Below are 18,677 nucleotides of genomic sequence, written 5' to 3' on the forward strand. Positions count from 1 at the left end.
GGCGGATCGCGTCCCATTGCCTCGAAACGCCTGGTATATCGGCGCCCCCACCACCCGGCTCGACAAGGCGCCCGTGCCGATCGTTATCCACGGCCTTCCCGTCGTTCTGTTCCGCGATGCCGACGGTCATGCCCGTGCGTTGCATGATCGCTGTTCTCACCGGGGCGTGGCGCTGTCGCTCGGTACAATCGCGGATGGCATGATGGCCTGCGCCTATCACGGCTGGCGGTTCGATGGCGAGGGCCGCTGCCGCCATATCCCGTCGCTTCGCGATGATCAGAGGATCAGGAACACGCAGATCCGCTCTTATCCCTGTGTCGAGCAGGACGGCTATATCTGGCTGTGGACCGGCGACGATGAACCCGGCGATCGTCCACTGGCGATTGAGAAGTTCGACCGTTTCCAATGGCTGCAGGGCGCGATCGAACTGGCGTGCGAGGCGATCCTGCCGATCGAGAACAATCTCGACATCTGCCATGCCGCCTTCACCCATCCCGAACTTCATCCCCAATGGTTCAGGGCGCAGGCCGTGGGCTTGGTTCCCACGCGCTACGAACTCGATATGTCCGCCACCAACCTGACCGTGCGCGGGCCGGAGACATTGCTAAGCTTCGATCTGCCGGATCGGGTGACGGTCGGCGGCGGCGAAGGTTTCCGCCTGATACTGCATCACGTCCCGACCATTCCGGGCCGGTGTATCCAGCACTGGCTGTTACGGCGCGAACCCGTCACTGAAGCCGAGCCGCCATTCTGGTCTACCGAAGAGCCCGAAATTCTCGCGCAGGACCGCCTCGTACTGGAATCGGCGCAACGGACTTATGACGCGGAGGGCGATGCATTCGAGCGCAGTGTCGAAGCCGACGCCACCACCCTTGCGGCCCGTCGTCTGCTCGCCGCTGCCACGCGCGATCCTGCGTCGGCAACTCAGATGAAGCGGTCGGTCCTCGTCCGCAGCTGAAGACTCGATACCCTCAAGGCTCGTCGCCGAAGTCGGTTCGGTATTTATCCACGGTTTCCCAAGTGCTTAACCAGTCCTTGTGTAAAGTCGATCAAGGTATCGTCCCGTGCACCCATCACCAGGATACGATCGCCGGCCCGCGCCAACCCCACCAGCCGGTCGCCGACATCCGCGCGCGCCGCCACATAATCCGCCGTGCCGCGCGCCGCCTGGATCCTTTCCACGATGTCCGCGCTGCCCACGCTGCGGTCGGTGGTGCCGCCGAAATAGACCGGGTCACACAGGAACAGGCGGTCGTCTGCGTCCAGTTCCTCGGAGAACATAGCGGCCAGTTCGTCGCCCATGACGCGCAGCGGGCCGTAGCCATGGGGCTGAAAGAAGACCAGCAGGCGGCCTTCGAACGCTTTGAGCGTGCGCAGGGTGGCGGCGATCTTTTCCGGGTTGTGACCGAAATCGTCGATCACGGTGACGCCATCGGCCTGACCCACCACGTCGAAGCGGCGGCGCAGACCCTTGTAGCGGCCGATCGCGGCGGCGGCGTCCGCGATGGGGACGCCCGCCGTCTCGGCCGCGGCGATGGCGGCAAGCGCGTTGGCGATGTTGTGGCGGCCGGGCACCTGCATCGTCACCGGATAGCCCTTGCCGCGCGCCTCCAGCGTGAAGCAGCTGGAGAAGGGTTCTTCGACCACGTCCACGGCGCGGAAATTGGCGCCGTCCGAGAAACCGAAGCCGGTGACGCCGGTGATCTGCAACCCTTCGATCAGCGCCTCGCTTTCCGCGTCGTCGGCGTTCCAGATCACATGGGTGGCGCGGCGCGCGAAATCGCCGAACAGCGCGCGCAGTTCCTCCATCGACTTGTGATCGAGGCTGATGTTCGTCAGTACCGCGATTGTGGGATCGAACAGCGCGATCGATCCGTCGCTCTCGTCGACCTCGCTGACGAACGGCGCGCCGGAGCCGATGCGCGCGCTGGCAAAGCCGCCGTCCTCGTCGATGAAATTCTTCATCACTGCGCCGTTCATGATGGTCGGGTCGCGGCCGCAATCAGCGAGAATCCAGCCGGTCATGCCGGTGACGGTCGATTTGCCGCTGGTGCCGCCGACCGCGATCGGCAGTTCGGCGGCGTTGAACAGCTCGGCCAGCAGCTCGGCGCGCGTCATCCGCTCGCAGCCGAGCCGGTTGGCGGCGGCGATGTCCGGCACGCTGTCCTCGATCGCGGCGCTGGCGACGAGCGTCTGGCCTTTCTGCAAACCGCTGCCATCCTGCGGAAACAGGGCGATGCCCTTCGTGCGCAGCCAGTCGAACTTATCCGCGCTGCGTCCCTGATCGAGCGCCCGGTCCGATCCGGATACGCTGGCGCCGCGCGCTGCCAAGATGGAGGCGAGCGAGAGCATGCCGGAGCCGCCCACACCGCAGAAGAAATAGGAATTGGCCTTGGTCATGCCCGCTCGCTATGCGTGGGCCGCGAATTTGGCAATGCGGGAGTGAAACGCGATGAGGATCGGCATTTGCGCGCCATCCACGCCGCTCAGCGAGGAACAGGCGGCCAAGGTCTGGTCGCTGGCCGAGGTGCATTATCCGGACGCCGAACTGATCTTTCACCCACAGTGTTTTTACGAAAGCGGCCATTATGCCGGCACCGACGCGCAGCGGCTGGACGCGTTCGTGCAGATGGCGAACGATCCGACGCTGGAGGCGCTGTGGTTCGCCAAGGGCGGCTATGGTGCGTGCCGCATTGCCGAGCAGGCGATCGCAGCGCTGGAGGCTCCGGCATTAACGAAAACCTATCTGGGCTATAGCGATGCGGGCTATCTGCTGGGCGCGTTGTACCGCGCCGGGGTGCGCCAGGTGGCGCATGGCCCGATGCCGACGGACATTTCGCGCTATGGCGGCGCGGACACGGTGGGCCGCGCGCTCGACTGGCTGGTGCGGCGCGAGGCTTCGGCGCTGGAACCGGGGCTAGAGCCGGGCACGAAACATGCCGCGTTCAATCTGATCACGCTGGCGATGATGACCAACACGCCGCTGATGCCGGACCTGACCGGCCATGTGCTGATCGTGGAGGAGGTGGCGGAATATCTCTATTCGGTCGACCGGCTGTTCTTTCACCTGACGACGGTGCTGAAAGATGCCGGGCTGGCGGGGATCAGGTTGGGCCTGGTCAACGCGGTGCCCGAAAATGACCGGCCCTTCGGCTCGAGCGCGGAGGACATCGCGCGGGACTGGTGCGCGCGCTCGGGCATCGCCTATCTGGGGCGTGCCGAGGTGGGCCATGCGGCGGACAACCGGGTGGTGCCGTTCGGGGAGCTCTGATCGTCCACCCAAAAATCCGTTCACCCTTGCCCGCAGGCTTGGCCCCGCCCGGCCACCGGAACATTGCCCTCCGCCCGCTTGAACGCCTCCTCCCAACCGACGAGGTTGCGCGTCGCATCGCGCACGAAGGGGCTGGCGCGGACATAGGCCATGATCGCGCGTGCCAGCCAGCTGCCCGGCATACGCAGCGGCCTTGCCACTTGGCAGAGCAGGATGATGCGGGTTTCGCCCGTATTGTTCCATACCTCATGCTCATAGGTATCATCGAATACGACCCATTCGCCTTCGCGCCATTGAACGCGCTGATCGTCGACTTCCATCGTGCAATTGGCCGCGTCGCGCGGCACCTTGAGGCCGAGATGCGCGGTGATGAACGCCTTGGTGACGCCGCGGTGGCGCGGGATCACCGCGCCGGGTGCCAGGATCGAGAAGAAGGCGCTGTTGAGGCCGGGAATGCGCTCGACGAGCGCGGTGGTGCGCGGCGCGCGCGCGATGTTTTCGGCGATTCGCTGGCCGTAGCCGATCAGGAAGAAGCTGCGCCAGCTGTCGTCGGTGGCGATACCGTGATGATCGGGCGAAAGCTCTTTGAGCGGCGGGATTGCGTCGCGGTGACGATAGATCGCCATCGCTTCCTCGCGGATCACGTCGGCATGACGCGATAGCTCCGCCGTCCACTCGAACGCGCGCGGGTCCATGACCGGGCTGTTCGGGATGCGCGAGAAACCCGCCATCCAGTCGTTCAGCGCGTGGCGGTGCTTCTGGAAGAACCTGAACAGAAACGACCGTTTGGGTTCCTGCGGGCCAACGGACGCTGTTGGTACGAAAGCCGAATTGTCGATCGGGGTGCTGGCCATGCTTCGCTCTCGGATTGTCGTTCAAATCAAATCCCCGCCCGAGAACTCATCTCGGCATCAATTGTGGCGAATTTTGGAACGAAGCATGGCTTTTGAAGGCAGGGTTATCGCCTTATTTCCACTGGCTTTATTCCTCGGGAAGGAAATCGGGCACCGAGAGATAGCGCTCGCCGGTATCGTAGTTGAAACCGAGCACGCGGGTGCCCGCGGGCAGGTCTTTCAGCTTCTGCGAAATCGCCGCCAGCGTGGCGCCCGAGGAAATGCCGACCAGGATGCCTTCCTCCGAAGCGGAGCGGCGCGCCCACTCCTTGGCGTCCTCCGGCTCGACCTGGATCGCGCCGTCGATCGACCGGGTGTGCAGGTTCTCCGGGATAAAGCCCGCGCCGATACCCTGGATCGGGTGCGGGCCGGGCTTGCCGCCCGAAATGACCGGCGATCCGGCCGGCTCCACCGCATAGGCCTTGAACTCGGGCCAGGCCTCTTTAAGCACCTCGGCGCAGCCGGTGATGTGGCCGCCGGTGCCGACCCCGGTGATCATCACGTCGATCGGCGCATCGGCGAAGTCGTTCAGAATCTCTCGCGCGGTGGCGCGCTTGTGCACCTCGAAATTGGCGGCGTTCTCGAACTGCTGCGGCACCCAGGCGCCGTCGGTCCGTTCGGCCAGCTTGGCCGCGCGGCTGATCGCGCCGCCCATGCCGCCTTCCTTGGGCGTCAGATCGAAGCTGGCGCCATAGGCCAGCATCAGCCGTCGCCGCTCGATCGACATGCTTTCGGGCATCACCAGGATCAGTTTGTAGCCCTTGACCGCCGCGACCATGGCGAGGCCGACGCCGGTGTTGCCCGAGGTCGGTTCGATGATCGTGCCGCCGGGTTTCAGCTTCCCGTCTTTCTCCGCCGCTTCGACCATCGCCAGCGCGATGCGGTCCTTGATCGATCCGCCGGGATTGGATCGCTCCGATTTCACCCAAACCTCATGGTCAGGGAACAGCTTGGACAGACGGATATGCGGGGTGTTGCCGATAGTCTCGAGGATATTGGCGGCTTTCATGGGGACGTTCCCTCCGGCTTGCGTTGCGTTTCCGATTCAACCGGCGGCGCGGTGGCTCGTTCCATTGCGCCGGGCTCGGCGGCGATCACTTCGTCCGAAGGGTCAAAGGTGCGCGCGGCGGCGAGCTGCGGAAACAGCCTGATCCAGACCGCGGTGATCGCCATCGCGCCGATGCCGCCCGCCACCACCGCCCAGGCCGGGCCGATCAGCGCGGCGAGGAAACCGGACTCGGCCTCGCCGAGCTCGTTGGACGCGCTGATGGTCAGCTGCGATACCGCGCCCACCCGGCCGCGCTTGTCGTCGGGCGTGTTGAGCTGGATCAGCGACTGGCGGATATAGACGCTGAACATGTCCGCCGCGCCGACCACGAACAGGCATAGCATCGAAAACCACAGCAGCGTCGACAGCCCGAAGGCGATGGTGGCAAGGCCGAACACGAACACCGCCGCGAGCATCTTCATGCCGACATTGGATTTCAGCGGCACGACGCTGAAAATCGCCGCGATGGTGGCCGCGCCGACGGCCGGCGAGGCGGCGAGCAGCGACAGCGCATGTTCGGGGCTGCCGCGCACCCAGTCTCCCACCGGTCCGCCGATCAGGTCCGCCGACCGGTCCAGATCGACGATGTCGCGCGCGAACACCGGGATCAGCGCGGTGGCGCCCGCCAAGAGCACCGCGAACAGATCGAGCGTGATCGCGCCGAAGACGAGCTTGTTGCGCCAGACATAGCGCGCGCCCTCGACGATCTGCTCGATCGGCCCGGTGCGTTTGGGCGCGCTGCGCGGCACCGGGCCGATCAGGAACATGCACAGCGCGGACGCGGTGTAGAGGATCGCCGACAGCGTGTAGGGCAGATGCGGCGCGATGCCGTAAAGCGGCCCGGCGATGCCGGGGCCGACCAGCGCGCCGAACTGCCAGGCGATGGTCGACAGCGCGATGGCCTGCGGCAGCACCTCCTTGGGCACGAGGTTCGGGGCCAGCGCGCCCTGCGCCGGGCCCAGAAACGCGCGCGCCGTGCCGAGCAGAACGGCCATGCCGTACAGTGGGGTCAGGCTCATGGCGTTTTCATAGGTCAGCAGCGCCAGCGCGCCCGCTATGCAAGCCAGCGCCATCAGCACGATCCGCACCACCCAGCGCCGGTCCCAGTGATCGGCGACCCAGCCGGTCACCGGCGTCAGAAAGAACAGCGGCACGAACTGCAAGAGCCCGATCAGCCCCAGCCGCGCCGAGGCGCCGGCGATGCCCATCGTCTCGCGCGCCAGATTATAGGCCTGCCAGGCGACGATCAGCATCATCGCATAGACCGCGAGCATGCTGAACAGCCGGCCGAGCCAATAAGCCCGGTAATTGGCGATGCGGAAGGGGTGGGGGGCGTTCATCTTAGCGCTCTATGGGAGTGAGGGCGGGGCGGCGCAATATGCGGGCTTTGGTTGGCGGAATGGCAGGCTGGCTTGGCCGCGCGCGCCTGTTGTTCGTCACCCCAGCGAAAGCTGGGGTCTCGGGCGGTGGTGCTATAGGCGAGATGCCAGCTTTCGCTGGCATGACGAACCGTTTGACCGCTTGGACTCGCCGCGTCTCTGTGCCACTCTTTCGCGCGAAGGAGATCTTGCCCATGACATCGATCCGGATTCTTACGCTTCGCTCCATCGCCGCGCTGGCCGTATCCGCAGGCGCGCTCGCCGCCTGCCAGACCGCCGGCAACGCGCCGCCCGCGCCGGCCTCGGCCGCGCAGACCGCGCCGAGCTTGGAGGCCGGGAAATGGGTCAATTTCCGCGAGGCTTTCCTGACCGGCTATTTCAACCAGTTCCCCAACAGCGCGGTCTATCAGGGCAAGCATCAATATGACGGCATGCTGCCGGACTGGAGCGCCAAGGGCCTCGCCGCGCAGGTCAATTTCCTCAAATCCACGATCCGCGACGCCAAGGCGTTCACCGGCTTGACGCCGAAGGAGCAGTTCGAGCGCGACTATCTGGTCCATGTGGCCGAGGGGCAGCTGTTCTTCATCGAAGATGCGGACTTTCCGCACCGCAATCCGGCTTTCTACGTCGGCGGGCTCGATCCGAACGTCTATATCGCGCGGCCCTATGCCGATGCGGCGACGCGGATGAAGGCGTTCGTCAAATACGCCCAGAACGTCCCCGCCGCCGCCGCGCAGATCAAGCGCAACATCAAGCTGCCGCTGCCCGAGACGTTCGTGAAATACGGCCAGGCCGGGTTCGGCGGGTTCGCGGACTATTATACCGGCGACGCCAAGACCGCCTTTGCCGAGGTCAAGGACCCCGCGCTGCAGGCCGAGTTCGACGCGGCCACCGCCAAGGCGTCGGCCGCGATGAAGGACCTCAGCGACTATATCGGGTCCAAGCCCGCGACCAAGGGCGGCTTTTCCCTCGGCGGGGCGAATTTCTCCAAGATGATCCTGACCAATGAGGGCGTCGACACTCCGCTGGCCGAACTCGAGGCGATCGGCGAGGCCGACCTCGGGCGCAACCAGGCGGCGCTGCGCGCGGCCTGCGGCCAGTTCGCGCCCGGTGCGACCATCCCGGACTGCATCGCCAGGATGGGCGCCGATAAGCCCGTCGGCGGCCCGGTGGCCGAGGCGCGCCGTCAGCTGCCTCAGCTGCGCCAATTCCTGATCGACCACGACATCGTCACCATCCCCGGCACCGAGCAGGCCAAGGTCGAGGAATCGCCGCCCTACAACCGGCAGAATTCGGCCTATATCGACATCCCCGGACCCTATGAGACCGGCCTGCCCAGCGTCTATTACATCTCCCCGCCCGATCCGGACTGGGACGCGGCGACGCGCGCGGCCTATATCCCGGGCGTCAAGGACCTGCTGTTCACCTCGGTCCACGAAGTCTGGCCGGGCCATTTCCTCAACTTCCTCCATTCCAACCGTTCCGATTCGATCTTCGGCCAGCTGTTCGTCGGCTATGCCTTTGCCGAGGGCTGGGCGCATTACAGCGAGGAGATGATGTACGACGCCGGGCTGAACGGCGGCGATCCGGAGACGCATATCGGGCAGCTCTCCAACGCGCTGCTGCGCGATTGCCGCTACCTTTCCGCGATCCGCCTGCACACCGGCCGCATGACGGTCGAGCAGAGCTACGACCTGTTTCGGGGCGAATGCTATCAGGACGAGGGCAACGCCCGGCAGCAGGCGGCGCGCGGCACCTATGACCCGCAATATCTGAACTACACCATGGGCAAGCTGATGATCCGCAAGCTGCGCGAGGATTGGACCAAGGGGGATCGCAGCAAATGGAAGGCGTTCCACGACGAATTCCTGAGCTATGGTGGCCCGCCGATCCCGATGGTCCGCGCCGCGATGCTGAACGAGCCGACGCCGCGCGCGGTGTTCTGAGCGGGCAGTCGGGGCGGGTGCGTTCTATTCTCCTCTCATCGTTCCGGCGTCCTTTCGTCTTTCTAGGGTGACACGGGTTACAGGGATGGGGGCGGGAAATTGCGGTGAACCGTTGCGGGCCAGCGCCTCGGCCGCCTCGGCCCGCTCATGGTTCGCCTGGAGCGCCGGAGCGTCGCGCGCCACCTTGCGCAGTGCCTCGGCGAAGCGCTCGCCGATATCGACCGCCGGTGGCGGCGGTTCGGTCGAACCTCCCGCCGGGGCGACGGGCAGCCCGCGCTTGCGCTCGGCTTCCTGCAGCGCCGCGAGCAACAGGCGGTTGTCATATTGCCGCCAGGCGCCGCGCTGCAGCCCGCCGTAGAAATAGGGGATCACCACCCCGTTCAGCGCCCGCTCGATCGCCGCCGAGCAGGACGCGCCCAGCCCCAGTTCGACCGCCGCGTCCCACGCCGCCGCGAAACTCTCGGCTCCGGCGCGCGAGCGCAGCCGATAGGCCGACTGCCGGCTCATCCCCACCTCCGCCGCGGCCGGCTTCACCAGCCCGATCCGCGCCAGCCCCGCAATAAACCCCCGCTGCCGCGCCGCCGTCCACCCGTGGCGCGTGCGGCAGGGGACAGGGGTGAAATCGAGCGGATCGGGCTCGTCGGCAGAGGACGAGGCGGGGGAGGGCGGCGCAGAGTCGGTCATGCGCGGAGTGTGGCATGGGAGGGGGTTGTAGGAAAGAACAAAGTGGGAACGATTGCAGTGTTAGAGGGTCAAATCCGACATTGAAATAATTTGAGCGTCGTTCGGCCGTCTAGATTTCCCCCAATCTGAAATTTGGACCAACCCATCGTTTTTCCATTTAGAACATTCCCATGCCAATTCCTTCTCGGTAATCGGCCAATCGTCGAGTACGCCAGTCCAAACCTTCTTCCAAGTCAGTCCCTTTGAACCAGCGGCTTGTATGGTTTGAAGCGCAGATTGCTTGCCCAAACGGCGTCCACGTTCAAGAAATTTCGCGCTCCGTTCGCCGGTGACCACCACGCCCTCACTTGCAAACAAATCTTCCATGCCAGAAGTTTGGCTTCTCTTCTTTGCTTTGCGCTCTGACCGCATACTCGATTGAACTTCGAGAGCGAGCGATTGCGCATCCCGAAACACCTTCAGACCTAAAGCGTGGCGAGTAAGATATATGAGTTTGTATAAAGTACGGTCGGCATCTGCCTCATCGACCGTAATTGAAGGAGCGAAATCGTATCCTCCAATCTTGGCGAGCGCTTCGCGCGCCATATCAGTAATCCGGTCCTCGCGCTCTTGCCCGGTCAACTCTCCAAGATCGGTCTGCCAATCGCTGTTTGAAGCGACTAAGCTTAGCCATCGGCCTAAAGGCGGCATCTTCTCGGTATGTGCAAACCGGTTTGCGAATTGAAACATGAAATTGATCAAAACCTCCGAATTCGGAGCAGCAATTAATTCGGAAAATTTCGTGGGGTCAGGGATTCCCTTTGGATCGATGACAATAAAACGGAAGCCATCAGCGCCGATCTTACGGTGTATCGTTGAGGCATGATCCTCCGCGCGGCCATTATATAGGTGAATTTCTATGTCTTCTATTCCAGCGACTGCCATCTCGAGTTCGGCAAAGTTCTCCTTTTCGACAAGGTGGGCGACCATTCGGACGCTGTGGCCTAAGTCAGCCTGGCGCTGTTTAGCTAAGCGCATCTGAATCATAGCTATTCCGAACGATGTGTCGCTATAGCTTTCGCATCGAGATTTCCATGGGCCGGCAAAAAGGTCTACGAACGTAAAGGTGCCAAATCTTGAGACCTTCGGAAGTTGGTCTCTCAAATATCTTTCTATAAAGGTATGTTTTACGAGAGCCTGTTCTCGCCCATCGTAAAAACCCTTGTCGGGCATTTTATGCGCTTGCCTTCATTGGCCACTCGTTCCATTCGCGTCCGTCGAGTTCTCGCCCGCCAGTTTTTGGTCGAAAACCGCCCCATTGCTTAAAGAAAAACGGGACTTCTTGTTCTGCGCACGCATCCCGAATTTCCCGAGCCCATTCTATATGCATCACCCGAGCGTTCGGCCCGCTCTCTCCTCCGGCTATAACCCAATGAATATCAGACAGATCTATTTTACCCACGGATCCAATTAACGGTTCGACGGAGAGAAATCTGACAGCCGAAACAGACGCACGTAAATGCTCTATACGCGAAGCTCCGCGTCGATCCTCAACCGAAACGCCCATCCAGATATGGTCTGGTGGGAATCTCTTCGTATAACGACGCTGCAAATAATCTCGCATTAAAGAACTTCGTTTGGTTAGCACTTGATAGGTGTGGTGATCCGCTTCTTCCATGGTGTCAAACACTTGATCAACAAACGAGAGCGGTACATCCTTGTGGAACAGGTCGCTCATCGAGTTCACAAAAATCATTCGCGCTCGCTTCCAGCGCTTTGGTTGATCCAAACGGTCTGGCCGTAGAGTCAGATCGAAGCCGTTTTCAAAAGGATGGCCCACAACGCCACGAAATCGTTCTGAGAATCGATGTGCATAGCAATTTTCACACCCGGCCGTGATTTTGGTGCATCCGGTGACCGGGTTCCAGGTAGCATCGGTCCATTCGATAGAGCTGCTTTCCGCCATAGTTGATGCGTCTAGCATAGCGACAGCTGTGAACAAATATGTGGATAAACAACTTTGTTCCTTTTCCGTTCTGTGTGGTCTTGTTGCAACAATATTTCCCATAGAGCAGTTGTGCGAATGCGGCTGGCGCCGCAGCTAGCTTGACTGTGTACGCTTGCGCCCACCCCTGGCCACTCCCGCGAGCGGGAGGGGGATAAGCCTCAACCCACCTCGACAAAGCTATCCATAACCCGCTTCCTGCCCGCCTGCTCAAACGCGATCTCAAGTTTGTTTCCTTCGATCTCCTCCAACGTGCCATAGCCGAATTTCTGGTGAAACAGGCGCATGTCGCTAAACCGCTACCGCCACACCGATCGCCTCCGCCGCCTCCGCCATGCGCGTGTCCAGCGTCAGCAGCCGCAGCTTGTGGTCGGCGGCGATGGCGAGGTGGAGGGCGTCGCCCGCGCGCAGGTTCAGATCGGTGGCGTCGAGCAGCGCCGCCGCCGCTTTGAAATGGGCGGTGGTGACGGGCAGGATATTGAAACTGATTTCGCGTAAGCTGCGCCAGGTCTTCAGAGTCTCGGCATATTTTTCGCTCGTCAGTTCCTTCATTCGGTGCTTTTTAGCCAAGGCGCTTGAAAACTCCGTAACCACCCATTCGCTGATGAAGAGCGCGCCAATCGCTTGTTCACCAAGCCACGCCTGCATCCGCGCCGTCTGAGTTTCTTGAGTCAGCGCCGCCGTAATCGCCGATGTGTCCAGATAGACACTCAATAGCGTTCTTCGTCCCGCAATTGGCGCATGAACTCGCCTGCAGAGACTTTCTGATAGGGTAGCGTATCGGTCAGCTTTTTCAATGCCGCGATATCGACCGGCTTTTTCGCCGCCTCGATCGGCACCAGCCGGGCGGCGGGTTTGCCGTGGCGGGTGATCTCGATGCTCTCGCCCGCTTCGGCGCGGTCGATCAGCGCGCTCAGATGCGCCTTGGCATCGGCCAGCTTGATGCGTTCCAATTTGCTCATCGCGGCCTCCTGACCAGTTTGGTGACTATATTCGCGGGAGGGGCCATTTGCAAGATTTCACCCCACTTCCACAAACCTATCCATTACCCGCTTCCGGCCCGCTTGCTCGAACGCGATCTCCAGCTTGTTGCCTTCGATTTCCTCCACCGTGCCATAGCCGAATTTCTGGTGGAACACGCGCTGGCCTACACTCACGTCGCTGCGCCCCTTGTTGCCCAGGCTGACGGCGCTCCTGTGGTTTTCGGGCAGCTTGCCGTCGGCGCCGCCGCTGCCGCCCGCGGCCACCGCGCGCTGCCAGCCGGGGCCGCGGCCCGCGCCTCTGGCGACGTTCGCGAACGGGTCGGCTTCGGCGGTCCAGTTGGCGCGCCAGAGGCTTTCGCCTCCGGCCATGGTGCGCTCTTCTTCGACGTGGTCGCTGGGCAGTTCGGCGATGAAGCGGGAGGGGATGGAGCTGGTCCACTGGCCGTAGATGCGGCGGTTGGCGGCGTGGGTGATGGTGCAGGTCAGCCTCGCCCGCGTGATGGCGACATAGGCGAGGCGGCGCTCCTCCTCCAGGCTGGCGAGCCCGCCTTCGTCCAGCGCGCGCTGCGAGGGGAACACGCCGTCCTCCCACCCCGCCAGAAACAGATGCTCGAACTCCAGCCCCTTGGCGGCGTGGATGGTCATGATGGTGACCTTGGGCGTGTCGGCGGCGGCGTCATTGTCCATCACCAGGCTGACATGCTCGAGGAAGTCGCCCAGCGTTTCATATTCCTCCATGGCGCGGGCGAGTTCGGTGAGGTTTTCCTTGCGGCCCGCGGCTTCGGGCGTGCGATCGGCATCGAGCATGGCGTTGTAGCCGCTCTCGTCGATGATCTGGCGGACCAGCTCGGCGGGGGAGAGCTCGGCCGCGGCCTTGCGCCAGCGCGCGATGTCGCCGACCAGCGCGGCGAGCGAATTGCGCGCGCGGCCGGTGAGTTCGTCGGTATCGACGAGGCGCGCGGCGCCGATCGAGAGCGGCGCGCCCTCGGCCCGGGCGGCGCGGTGGATGGTCTCCAGCGCCTTTTGCCCGATGCCGCGTTTGGGCTGGTTGACGATGCGTTCGAACGCCAGGTCGTCGGCCGGCTGGTTGACGATGCGAAGATAGGCGATGGCGTCGCGGATTTCGGCGCGTTCGTAGAAGCGGAAGCCGCCGACGATGCGGTAGTCGAGGCCGATCTGGATGAAGCGGTCCTCGAACTCGCGGGTCTGGAAGCCGGCGCGCACGAGGATGGCGACCTCGTCCAGCGACACGCCGTCCTTCATGAGCGTCTCGATCGCCGAGCCGACATGGCGGGCCTCCTCCGGCCCGTCCCACACGCCGACGACCTTGACCTTGGGGCCGTCCGCGCCCTCGGTCCACAGCGTCTTGCCGAGACGGCCCGAATTGGCGTCGATCAGCCCGGAGGCGGCGGCGAGAATCTGCGGGGTGGAGCGGTAATTCTGCTCCAGCTTGACGGTCTTGGCACCGGGAAAATCCTTCTCGAAGCGCAGGATATTGGCGACCTCCGCGCCGCGCCAGCTGTAGATCGACTGGTCGTCGTCGCCGACCACGCAGATGTTCCGGCGCGCCTGCGCGATCAGCCGCAGCCAGAGATACTGGACGGCGTTGGTGTCCTGATATTCGTCGACCAGGATATATTTGAAGCGGCGCTGATAGGCCTCCAGCACGTCGCGGTGGGTCTTGAGGATCACCAGATTGTGCAGCAGCAGATCGCCGAAATCGCAGGCGTTGAGCGCCTTCAGCCGGTCCTGATAGGCGCGGTACATCGTCCGGCCCTGGCCGTTCGCGAACGCCTCGTTCTCGCCGGCGTCGAGATCGCCAGGGCCGAGCCCCTTGTTCTTCCAGCGGTCGAGCAAGGAGGCGAGGCTGCGGGCGGGCCAGCGCTTCTCGTCCAGATCGGCGTCGCGGATGAGCTGTTTGAGGAGGCGCAGCTGGTCGTCGGTGTCGATGATGGTGAAGTTCGATTTCAGCCCCACCAGTTCGGCGTGGCGGCGCAGCATCCTGGCGCCGATGGCGTGGAAGGTGCCCAGCCACGGCATGCCCTCGACGGCGTCGCCGACCATCCGCCCGATCCGCTCGCGCATCTCGCGCGCGGCCTTGTTGGTGAAGGTGACCGCCAGGATCTCGCCCGGCCAGGCGAGACGGCTGTGGACGATATGCGCCAGCCGCGCGGTCAGCGCCGCGGTCTTGCCGGTGCCCGCCCCCGCCAGCATCAGCAGCGGCCCCTCGGTGGTCGTCACCGCCTCGCGCTGCGGGGGGTTGAGGCCGCGGAGATAGGGCGGTTCGGCGATCTGCGCGCGATCGGACATGTTTTCGGACATCGGTGAACAGGTAGGGAACGCGGCGCGCTCGGGCAAGCACGCCGTGCATGGGGCGCACAAACGCCAGACCGTGTCTTGATTGCGCCCAGATGTTCGAGTGGCAGACGAAACCGACGTGGAAACGGGTCGAGCGAAGGAACTTCGTTTCGGTTCCATGGGTTGAACGACAGAGGTTGACGAGACCCAAAGCCAGCTACGGAGAGTTTACAATGAAAAAGCTTATTTTGACGAGCGCTGCGATCATCGCATTCGGCGCGACCGCCGTTCAGGCGCAGATGCAGGACGATATGTCCAGCGACGACATGGAAGCTCAGGACGATGCCGCCATGCAAGACGACAATATGCCGATGCAGCAGAGTCCGACGATGACGCCGCAGCAGATGACCATCTACAATGGGCTGACCGCCGATCAGAAGGTGCAATTCGACGGTTGGGATCTGCAGCAGAAGGGTCTGTATTTTGCTCTCAGCGCCGAACAGCGTTCGCAGCTCTGGGCGCTTCCGATGGCTCAACGCCAGCAGGCCTGGATGCAGATTCGAAAAGCTGCCGGCCTGCCCGCAGCGCCTGCAATGAACAACTCGGGCGGAGCCATGGCGCAGGACAATATGGCTACCGGAGCGATGGCGAAGGATAGCATGGCTACCGGTACGCAGAAGATGGCTAACAGTGGCGCGCGTACCGCACCGCCGGCAGCGGCGATGAACAAGGACTATCCCAAGTGCAGCCGCACGGTGACCGACAATTGTATGAATCCCGGCGGGAAGTGACATGATATCGTCAGCCATTTAGGCTGATCGATATGTCAAGATGTGGGCGGCGGGCGCAGCAGCGTCAGCCGCCCTTTTCCTATGCGCCGGTCGCTTTCGACGATAAAATCGGCGGCATTGGCGGGCTCGTTCTTGGCCGTCTCCAGCCCGATCCAGGCCGACGGGGCGATCCAGCCCTGCCGCTGCAATTTGTCGAGCGCCACCGCGCCCGCGCCGCTGCCATAGGGCGGATCGAGCAGCAGCACATCATAGGCACGCCGGGCCTGCCCGAGCGCCATCACCGATCCGGCACGTATATCGGCGGCGCCGCCAGCACACAGCGCCGCGACATTGGCTCGGAGTGCATCGAGCGCCGCGCGGTCCTGCTCGACGAACAGGCAATGCGCCGCGCCGCGCGACAGCGCCTCCAGGCCGAGCGCGCCGGAACCGGCGAACAGGTCCATCACGCTCAGCTCCTCGAAAGAGCCCAGGCGGCTGGTCAGCATCGAGAACAGCGCCTCGCGCGTGCGATCGGCGGTGGGGCGGGTGGCATCGCCCTTGGGCGCGCCGAGGCGCCGTCCGCGCCATTGTCCGGAAATGATCCTCATGGGGCAAGCGCGCTAATCTCCGGTGGATAGACTGGCAAGCTTAGCGCCTTGTTAACCCGCCCGCCGCCATCACGGGCGTCATGGGAACAAGCCTATGAACGCACACGGCAAACATGCGGCGCAGGCGCGCCGGGATGCCAGCGGATTGCTGGGGCGGATCGAGGGCGCGCTGCAGGGGCATGACACGGGGCCCGAGCCGGTGGCCGAACCGGATGCGCTCGATATCGAAACGGTGATGGCCGAGATTGCGCGGGCGATGGCGAACCCGAAGGTTCGAGCGCAACCGCGAGAATGAGCTGACCTCAACCCACTTCGAACGGTGTGTTTCGACAGCCCGGTCACCCTCACCCAGCCGCGCTAGGCGCTGACGCGCCAAGCTTCGCTACCTCTCCCGAGGGGAAAGGAGCTTAGGCCAGACTCTTCACAAACCGTTCCAGGTCCGCCTTCTTGATTTCGCTGACGTCGCCGGCCTTCAGATCGCCGATCGTGAACGGGCCGTAGCGGGTGCGGATCAGGCGGGAGACCTGCAGGCCGAGATGTTCGAGCACGTTGCGCACTTCGCGGTTCTTGCCCTCGGTCAGCGTCATCTCGATCCACTGGTTGCGGCCGGTGCGGCGTTCCAGATTGGCGTCGATCCTGCCGTAGCGCATGCCCTCGATCTCGATGCCCTCGATCAGCCCCTCGAGCTGTTCCTGGCTGATATCGCCGAACGCGCGCGCGCGGTAGGTGCGTTCGATGCCGGTTTTCGGCAGCTCCATCAGCCGCTTCAACTCGCCGTCGTTTGTGAGCAGCAGCAGCCCCTCGGTATTGAGATCGAGCCGCCCGACCGGCATCAGCCGGGGCAGGCCGGGGGGCAGCTTGTCGTAGATCGTGGGCCGCCCCATCGGATCGCGCGCCGCGGTGAGCAGCCCCGACGGCTTGTGATAGGCGAAGAGCCGGGGCGGCTCTGCAGCGCCGACCGGGCGTCCATCGACCGTGACGCCGCCCAGATCGCGCAGCAGCGTGGCGGGCGTGTCCAGCACCTTGCCGTTGATGGCGACGCGGCCCTCGGCGATCATCCGCTCCACCTCGCGGCGCGAGGCGACTCCGGCGCGCGCCAGCAGTTTGGCGATGCGCGATTCGTCCTTGCCCGCGCCGCCGGGGCCGCCGCCTTCAGCGCCCTTGGGCCCCGCGACCGGCGACCAGGCGCCGAGCCGTCCGGTCATCTTGCCAGACTTGGGTTTGTCGGGAGCGGCTTTCCCGGTTGCCAGTGCGTCCGATGGAGGGTTGGCCGGTTTGGCGCTGGCCTTGGTGCCGCGCTTGGGCGGAGGGCGTTTCGCGTCTCTGGCCCGATCCGGCGGTCGCTTGGTCCGGTCACCGCTATTTTGCTTGCGTCCATCGTTCATGCTCGCGCAATGGACGAGGGATGAGTGAGCGGCAAGGGGCGGCAGACCCCGAGGCCTTCAAAGGGGACGTGAAATATGACCGAAACCGTCGAATATAGCGGCTGGCGGCGTTCGTTGCCCGAAGGTCTTCGCCCTTACACCGAGGCCGCGCCGCTCGCCGCGCTGGCGCTTGGCATTTCTTCCGGCTTTCCCTTTGCGATGATCGCGGCGACGCTGTCCACACGGCTGGCGCAGGCGGGCATCGAGAAATCGACGGTCACCGCCTTTGCTCTGACGTTCCTCGCCTATAATTTCAAATGGCTGTGGGCTCCTCTGATCGACACGGTGAAACTGCCGATCATCGGCCGCATCGGCCAGCGGGTGAGCTGGCTGTGGCTGAGCGCGGCCTTCGTGATGGCCGCGATCATCTATCTCGGGTTGCTCGATCCACAGGCGGATATTGGCCAGGTCGCCATCGCCGCGATCCTCGTCGGCGTGGCGGGTGCCACCTTCGACATCGTGATCGACGCCTATCGCATCGAACTGCTCGAGCCGCGCCAGCTCGGCGTGGGATCGGGCATGAGCCAATATGGCTGGCGCATCGGCGCGGCGGCGGCGGGCGGATTGGCGCTGATCGTGGCGGCGCGGGCAGGCTGGAGCGCGGCCTATATCGCCTGCAGCTTCTTCGCGTTGTTCGCATTCTTCACCGGCCTGATCATGGGTGAGCCCGCGCGGCGGCAGGAACCCAAACCGCTGAAAGGACCGATTGCGGCGGCGATCGCTTATGTCGGCCCGCTCGCAGAATTTTTCAAACGCTCGGGCGCGATCGTCGTCCTCCTGTTCGTGCTGGTCCACAAGATCGGCGATACGCTGGCGAACCTCACCTTTCGGCTGTTGTTCGAGGATCTGGGGTTTAGCAATGATGAGATCGCGTTGTACGATGTGGGCCTGGGGTTCTGGGCGCTGCTGGTCGGCGTGTTCGTGGGCGGCATTATGTACGCAAAGCTGGGCATGAAACGATCGGTGCTGATCAGCCTGATCCTGATGGCGGTATCCAATTTCGGCTTCGCGGCGTTGGCGGCCATCGGCCACAGCAACTGGGCGATGGCCTGTGCCATCGGCTTCGAGAATTTTGCAAGCGGTATCGGCGGCGTGGCGGTGGTCGCGTATCTCTCCGCGCTGTGCAATCTGAGGTTCACCGCAACCCAGTTCGCGCTGCTTTCGGCGGCGGCAAGTATCGTCGGACGGTTCCTGACGGGCACCACGGCGGGCGGCCTGATCGAGGGGCTGGGCTATGTGAACTTCTACCTGCTCACCACCGCTGCGGCCGTGCCGGGCGTGGTTCTGTTCTGGTGGATGATCCGTTCCGGCCTGGTCGACCGGTCGATCGGCACCGCCGGGACCGAGGAAGCCGAAGAGATCGTGCAGGAGCCGGAAGCGCAGAGCTAG

General features: G+C 63.9%; 18 protein-coding genes and 1 pseudogene. 6 read left to right on the plus strand and 13 right to left on the minus strand.

Features of this window, described 5'->3' with window-relative positions; genetic code table 11:
- Positions 1–16: 16 nt before the first annotated feature.
- On the plus strand, positions 17–958 hold the full coding sequence (locus ACOQPC_RS07225; RefSeq protein ID WP_420607962.1) for a Rieske 2Fe-2S domain-containing protein: 942 nt from the start codon (positions 17–19) through the stop codon (positions 956–958).
- A gap of 44 nt (positions 959–1,002) precedes the next feature.
- Here ACOQPC_RS07225 and ACOQPC_RS07230 read toward each other — a convergent pair whose 3' ends face one another.
- Positions 1,003–2,400, minus strand: a complete 1,398-nt coding sequence (locus tag ACOQPC_RS07230) for a UDP-N-acetylmuramate--L-alanine ligase (protein WP_420607963.1) — start codon at positions 2,398–2,400, stop codon at positions 1,003–1,005.
- 52 nt (positions 2,401–2,452) lie between these two features.
- Between ACOQPC_RS07230 and ACOQPC_RS07235 the strand changes: the two genes are divergently transcribed.
- Complete coding sequence (locus ACOQPC_RS07235; protein ID WP_420607964.1) at positions 2,453–3,271, plus strand: LD-carboxypeptidase; 819 nt, start codon at positions 2,453–2,455, stop codon at positions 3,269–3,271.
- A 20-nt stretch (positions 3,272–3,291) separates the two neighbouring features.
- Here the strand turns inward: ACOQPC_RS07235 and ACOQPC_RS07240 are convergent, their stop codons facing one another.
- The 3 genes from ACOQPC_RS07240 to ACOQPC_RS07250 form a co-directional block, all read right to left on the minus strand.
- A complete protein-coding gene (locus ACOQPC_RS07240) occupies positions 3,292–4,125 on the minus strand; it encodes an aspartyl/asparaginyl beta-hydroxylase domain-containing protein (protein WP_420607965.1) in 834 nt (277 codons plus the stop codon).
- Between the two features lie 127 nt (positions 4,126–4,252).
- Positions 4,253–5,173, minus strand: coding sequence for a cysteine synthase A (gene cysK / locus ACOQPC_RS07245; protein ID WP_420607966.1), 921 nt, complete (start codon positions 5,171–5,173; stop codon positions 4,253–4,255).
- The gene (locus tag ACOQPC_RS07250; protein WP_420607967.1) at positions 5,170–6,552 is read right to left on the minus strand and encodes an MFS transporter; all 1,383 of its coding nucleotides are present in this window, start codon (positions 6,550–6,552) and stop codon (positions 5,170–5,172) included. Before ACOQPC_RS07250 ends, cysK begins: the two co-directional genes overlap by 4 nt.
- A gap of 233 nt (positions 6,553–6,785) precedes the next feature.
- Here ACOQPC_RS07250 and ACOQPC_RS07255 point away from each other — a divergent pair, with 233 nt between their 5' ends.
- The gene (locus tag ACOQPC_RS07255; RefSeq protein WP_420607968.1) at positions 6,786–8,537 is read left to right on the plus strand and encodes a DUF885 domain-containing protein; all 1,752 of its coding nucleotides are present in this window, start codon (positions 6,786–6,788) and stop codon (positions 8,535–8,537) included.
- Positions 8,538–8,561: 24 nt separating this feature from the next.
- Here ACOQPC_RS07255 and ACOQPC_RS07260 read toward each other — a convergent pair whose 3' ends face one another.
- The 7 genes and pseudogenes from ACOQPC_RS07260 to ACOQPC_RS07290 all read right to left on the minus strand — a co-directional run bounded on the left by ACOQPC_RS07260 (position 8,562) and on the right by ACOQPC_RS07290 (position 14,498).
- Positions 8,562–9,221: a hypothetical protein gene (locus ACOQPC_RS07260; protein WP_420607969.1), complete on the minus strand. Its 660-nt coding sequence runs from the start codon at positions 9,219–9,221 to the stop codon at positions 8,562–8,564.
- 60 nt (positions 9,222–9,281) lie between these two features.
- Positions 9,282–10,433 (minus strand): three-Cys-motif partner protein TcmP, encoded by a 1,152-nt coding sequence (gene tcmP / locus ACOQPC_RS07265; protein ID WP_420607970.1) that lies wholly within the window; start codon positions 10,431–10,433, stop codon positions 9,282–9,284.
- 1 nt (position 10,434) lies between these two features.
- The gene (locus ACOQPC_RS07270) at positions 10,435–11,166 is read right to left on the minus strand and encodes a DUF5131 family protein (RefSeq protein WP_420607971.1); all 732 of its coding nucleotides are present in this window, start codon (positions 11,164–11,166) and stop codon (positions 10,435–10,437) included.
- 200 nt (positions 11,167–11,366) lie between these two features.
- A pseudogene (locus ACOQPC_RS07275) lies at positions 11,367–11,492 on the minus strand (hypothetical protein); the annotation flags it as partial.
- Between the two features lie 4 nt (positions 11,493–11,496).
- Positions 11,497–11,919 (minus strand): type II toxin-antitoxin system VapC family toxin, encoded by a 423-nt coding sequence (locus ACOQPC_RS07280; protein WP_420607972.1) that lies wholly within the window; start codon positions 11,917–11,919, stop codon positions 11,497–11,499.
- Complete coding sequence (locus ACOQPC_RS07285; RefSeq protein ID WP_420607973.1) at positions 11,916–12,167, minus strand: type II toxin-antitoxin system Phd/YefM family antitoxin; 252 nt, start codon at positions 12,165–12,167, stop codon at positions 11,916–11,918. Before ACOQPC_RS07285 ends, ACOQPC_RS07280 begins: the two co-directional genes overlap by 4 nt.
- Positions 12,168–12,224: 57 nt before the next feature.
- Positions 12,225–14,498 (minus strand): ATP-dependent helicase, encoded by a 2,274-nt coding sequence (locus tag ACOQPC_RS07290; protein ID WP_420607974.1) that lies wholly within the window; start codon positions 14,496–14,498, stop codon positions 12,225–12,227.
- A 221-nt stretch (positions 14,499–14,719) separates the two neighbouring features.
- On the opposite strand from ACOQPC_RS07290, the gene ACOQPC_RS07295 reads away from it, so the two are divergent.
- On the plus strand, positions 14,720–15,277 hold the full coding sequence (locus tag ACOQPC_RS07295; RefSeq protein ID WP_420607975.1) for a hypothetical protein: 558 nt from the start codon (positions 14,720–14,722) through the stop codon (positions 15,275–15,277).
- 35 nt (positions 15,278–15,312) lie between these two features.
- Here the strand turns inward: ACOQPC_RS07295 and rsmD are convergent, their stop codons facing one another.
- Positions 15,313–15,864: a 16S rRNA (guanine(966)-N(2))-methyltransferase RsmD gene (gene rsmD / locus ACOQPC_RS07300; RefSeq protein ID WP_420607976.1), complete on the minus strand. Its 552-nt coding sequence runs from the start codon at positions 15,862–15,864 to the stop codon at positions 15,313–15,315.
- Between the two features lie 94 nt (positions 15,865–15,958).
- Here rsmD and ACOQPC_RS07305 point away from each other — a divergent pair, with 94 nt between their 5' ends.
- The gene (locus ACOQPC_RS07305; RefSeq protein WP_420607977.1) at positions 15,959–16,159 is read left to right on the plus strand and encodes a hypothetical protein; all 201 of its coding nucleotides are present in this window, start codon (positions 15,959–15,961) and stop codon (positions 16,157–16,159) included.
- A gap of 112 nt (positions 16,160–16,271) precedes the next feature.
- On the opposite strand, the gene ACOQPC_RS07310 is transcribed toward ACOQPC_RS07305, so the two are convergent.
- The gene (locus ACOQPC_RS07310) at positions 16,272–17,249 is read right to left on the minus strand and encodes a pseudouridine synthase (RefSeq protein WP_420607978.1); all 978 of its coding nucleotides are present in this window, start codon (positions 17,247–17,249) and stop codon (positions 16,272–16,274) included.
- A gap of 75 nt (positions 17,250–17,324) precedes the next feature.
- On the opposite strand from ACOQPC_RS07310, the gene ACOQPC_RS07315 reads away from it, so the two are divergent.
- Positions 17,325–18,677 carry an AmpG family muropeptide MFS transporter gene (locus ACOQPC_RS07315; protein WP_420607979.1) on the plus strand — a complete coding sequence of 451 codons (1,353 nt, stop codon included), beginning with the start codon at positions 17,325–17,327 and terminating at the stop codon, positions 18,675–18,677.

This window comes from Novosphingopyxis sp., assembly GCF_965218915.1.
Classification (GTDB): Bacteria; Pseudomonadota; Alphaproteobacteria; order Sphingomonadales; family Sphingomonadaceae; genus Novosphingopyxis.

Excerpts from the sequence above, each read along its gene's own strand:
- rsmD (WP_420607976.1), bottom strand. The coding sequence starts at position 15,864 with ATGAGGATCATTTCCGGACAATGGCGCGGACGGCGCCTCGGCGCGCCC.
- ACOQPC_RS07290 (WP_420607974.1), bottom strand. The coding sequence starts at position 14,498 with ATGTCCGATCGCGCGCAGATCGCCGAACCGCCCTATCTCCGCGGCCTC.
- ACOQPC_RS07255 (WP_420607968.1), top strand. The coding sequence starts at position 6,786 with ATGACATCGATCCGGATTCTTACGCTTCGCTCCATCGCCGCGCTGGCC.
- ACOQPC_RS07270 (WP_420607971.1), bottom strand. The coding sequence starts at position 11,166 with ATGGCGGAAAGCAGCTCTATCGAATGGACCGATGCTACCTGGAACCCG.
- ACOQPC_RS07235 (WP_420607964.1), top strand. The coding sequence starts at position 2,453 with ATGAGGATCGGCATTTGCGCGCCATCCACGCCGCTCAGCGAGGAACAG.
- ACOQPC_RS07295 (WP_420607975.1), top strand. The coding sequence starts at position 14,720 with ATGAAAAAGCTTATTTTGACGAGCGCTGCGATCATCGCATTCGGCGCG.
- tcmP (WP_420607970.1), bottom strand. The coding sequence starts at position 10,433 with ATGCCCGACAAGGGTTTTTACGATGGGCGAGAACAGGCTCTCGTAAAA.
- ACOQPC_RS07230 (WP_420607963.1), bottom strand. The coding sequence starts at position 2,400 with ATGACCAAGGCCAATTCCTATTTCTTCTGCGGTGTGGGCGGCTCCGGC.
- ACOQPC_RS07315 (WP_420607979.1), top strand. The coding sequence starts at position 17,325 with ATGACCGAAACCGTCGAATATAGCGGCTGGCGGCGTTCGTTGCCCGAA.
- ACOQPC_RS07260 (WP_420607969.1), bottom strand. The coding sequence starts at position 9,221 with ATGACCGACTCTGCGCCGCCCTCCCCCGCCTCGTCCTCTGCCGACGAG.
- ACOQPC_RS07285 (WP_420607973.1), bottom strand. The coding sequence starts at position 12,167 with ATGAGCAAATTGGAACGCATCAAGCTGGCCGATGCCAAGGCGCATCTG.
- ACOQPC_RS07305 (WP_420607977.1), top strand. The coding sequence starts at position 15,959 with ATGAACGCACACGGCAAACATGCGGCGCAGGCGCGCCGGGATGCCAGC.
- cysK (WP_420607966.1), bottom strand. The coding sequence starts at position 5,173 with ATGAAAGCCGCCAATATCCTCGAGACTATCGGCAACACCCCGCATATC.
- ACOQPC_RS07310 (WP_420607978.1), bottom strand. The coding sequence starts at position 17,249 with ATGAACGATGGACGCAAGCAAAATAGCGGTGACCGGACCAAGCGACCG.
- ACOQPC_RS07250 (WP_420607967.1), bottom strand. The coding sequence starts at position 6,552 with ATGAACGCCCCCCACCCCTTCCGCATCGCCAATTACCGGGCTTATTGG.
- ACOQPC_RS07240 (WP_420607965.1), bottom strand. The coding sequence starts at position 4,125 with ATGGCCAGCACCCCGATCGACAATTCGGCTTTCGTACCAACAGCGTCC.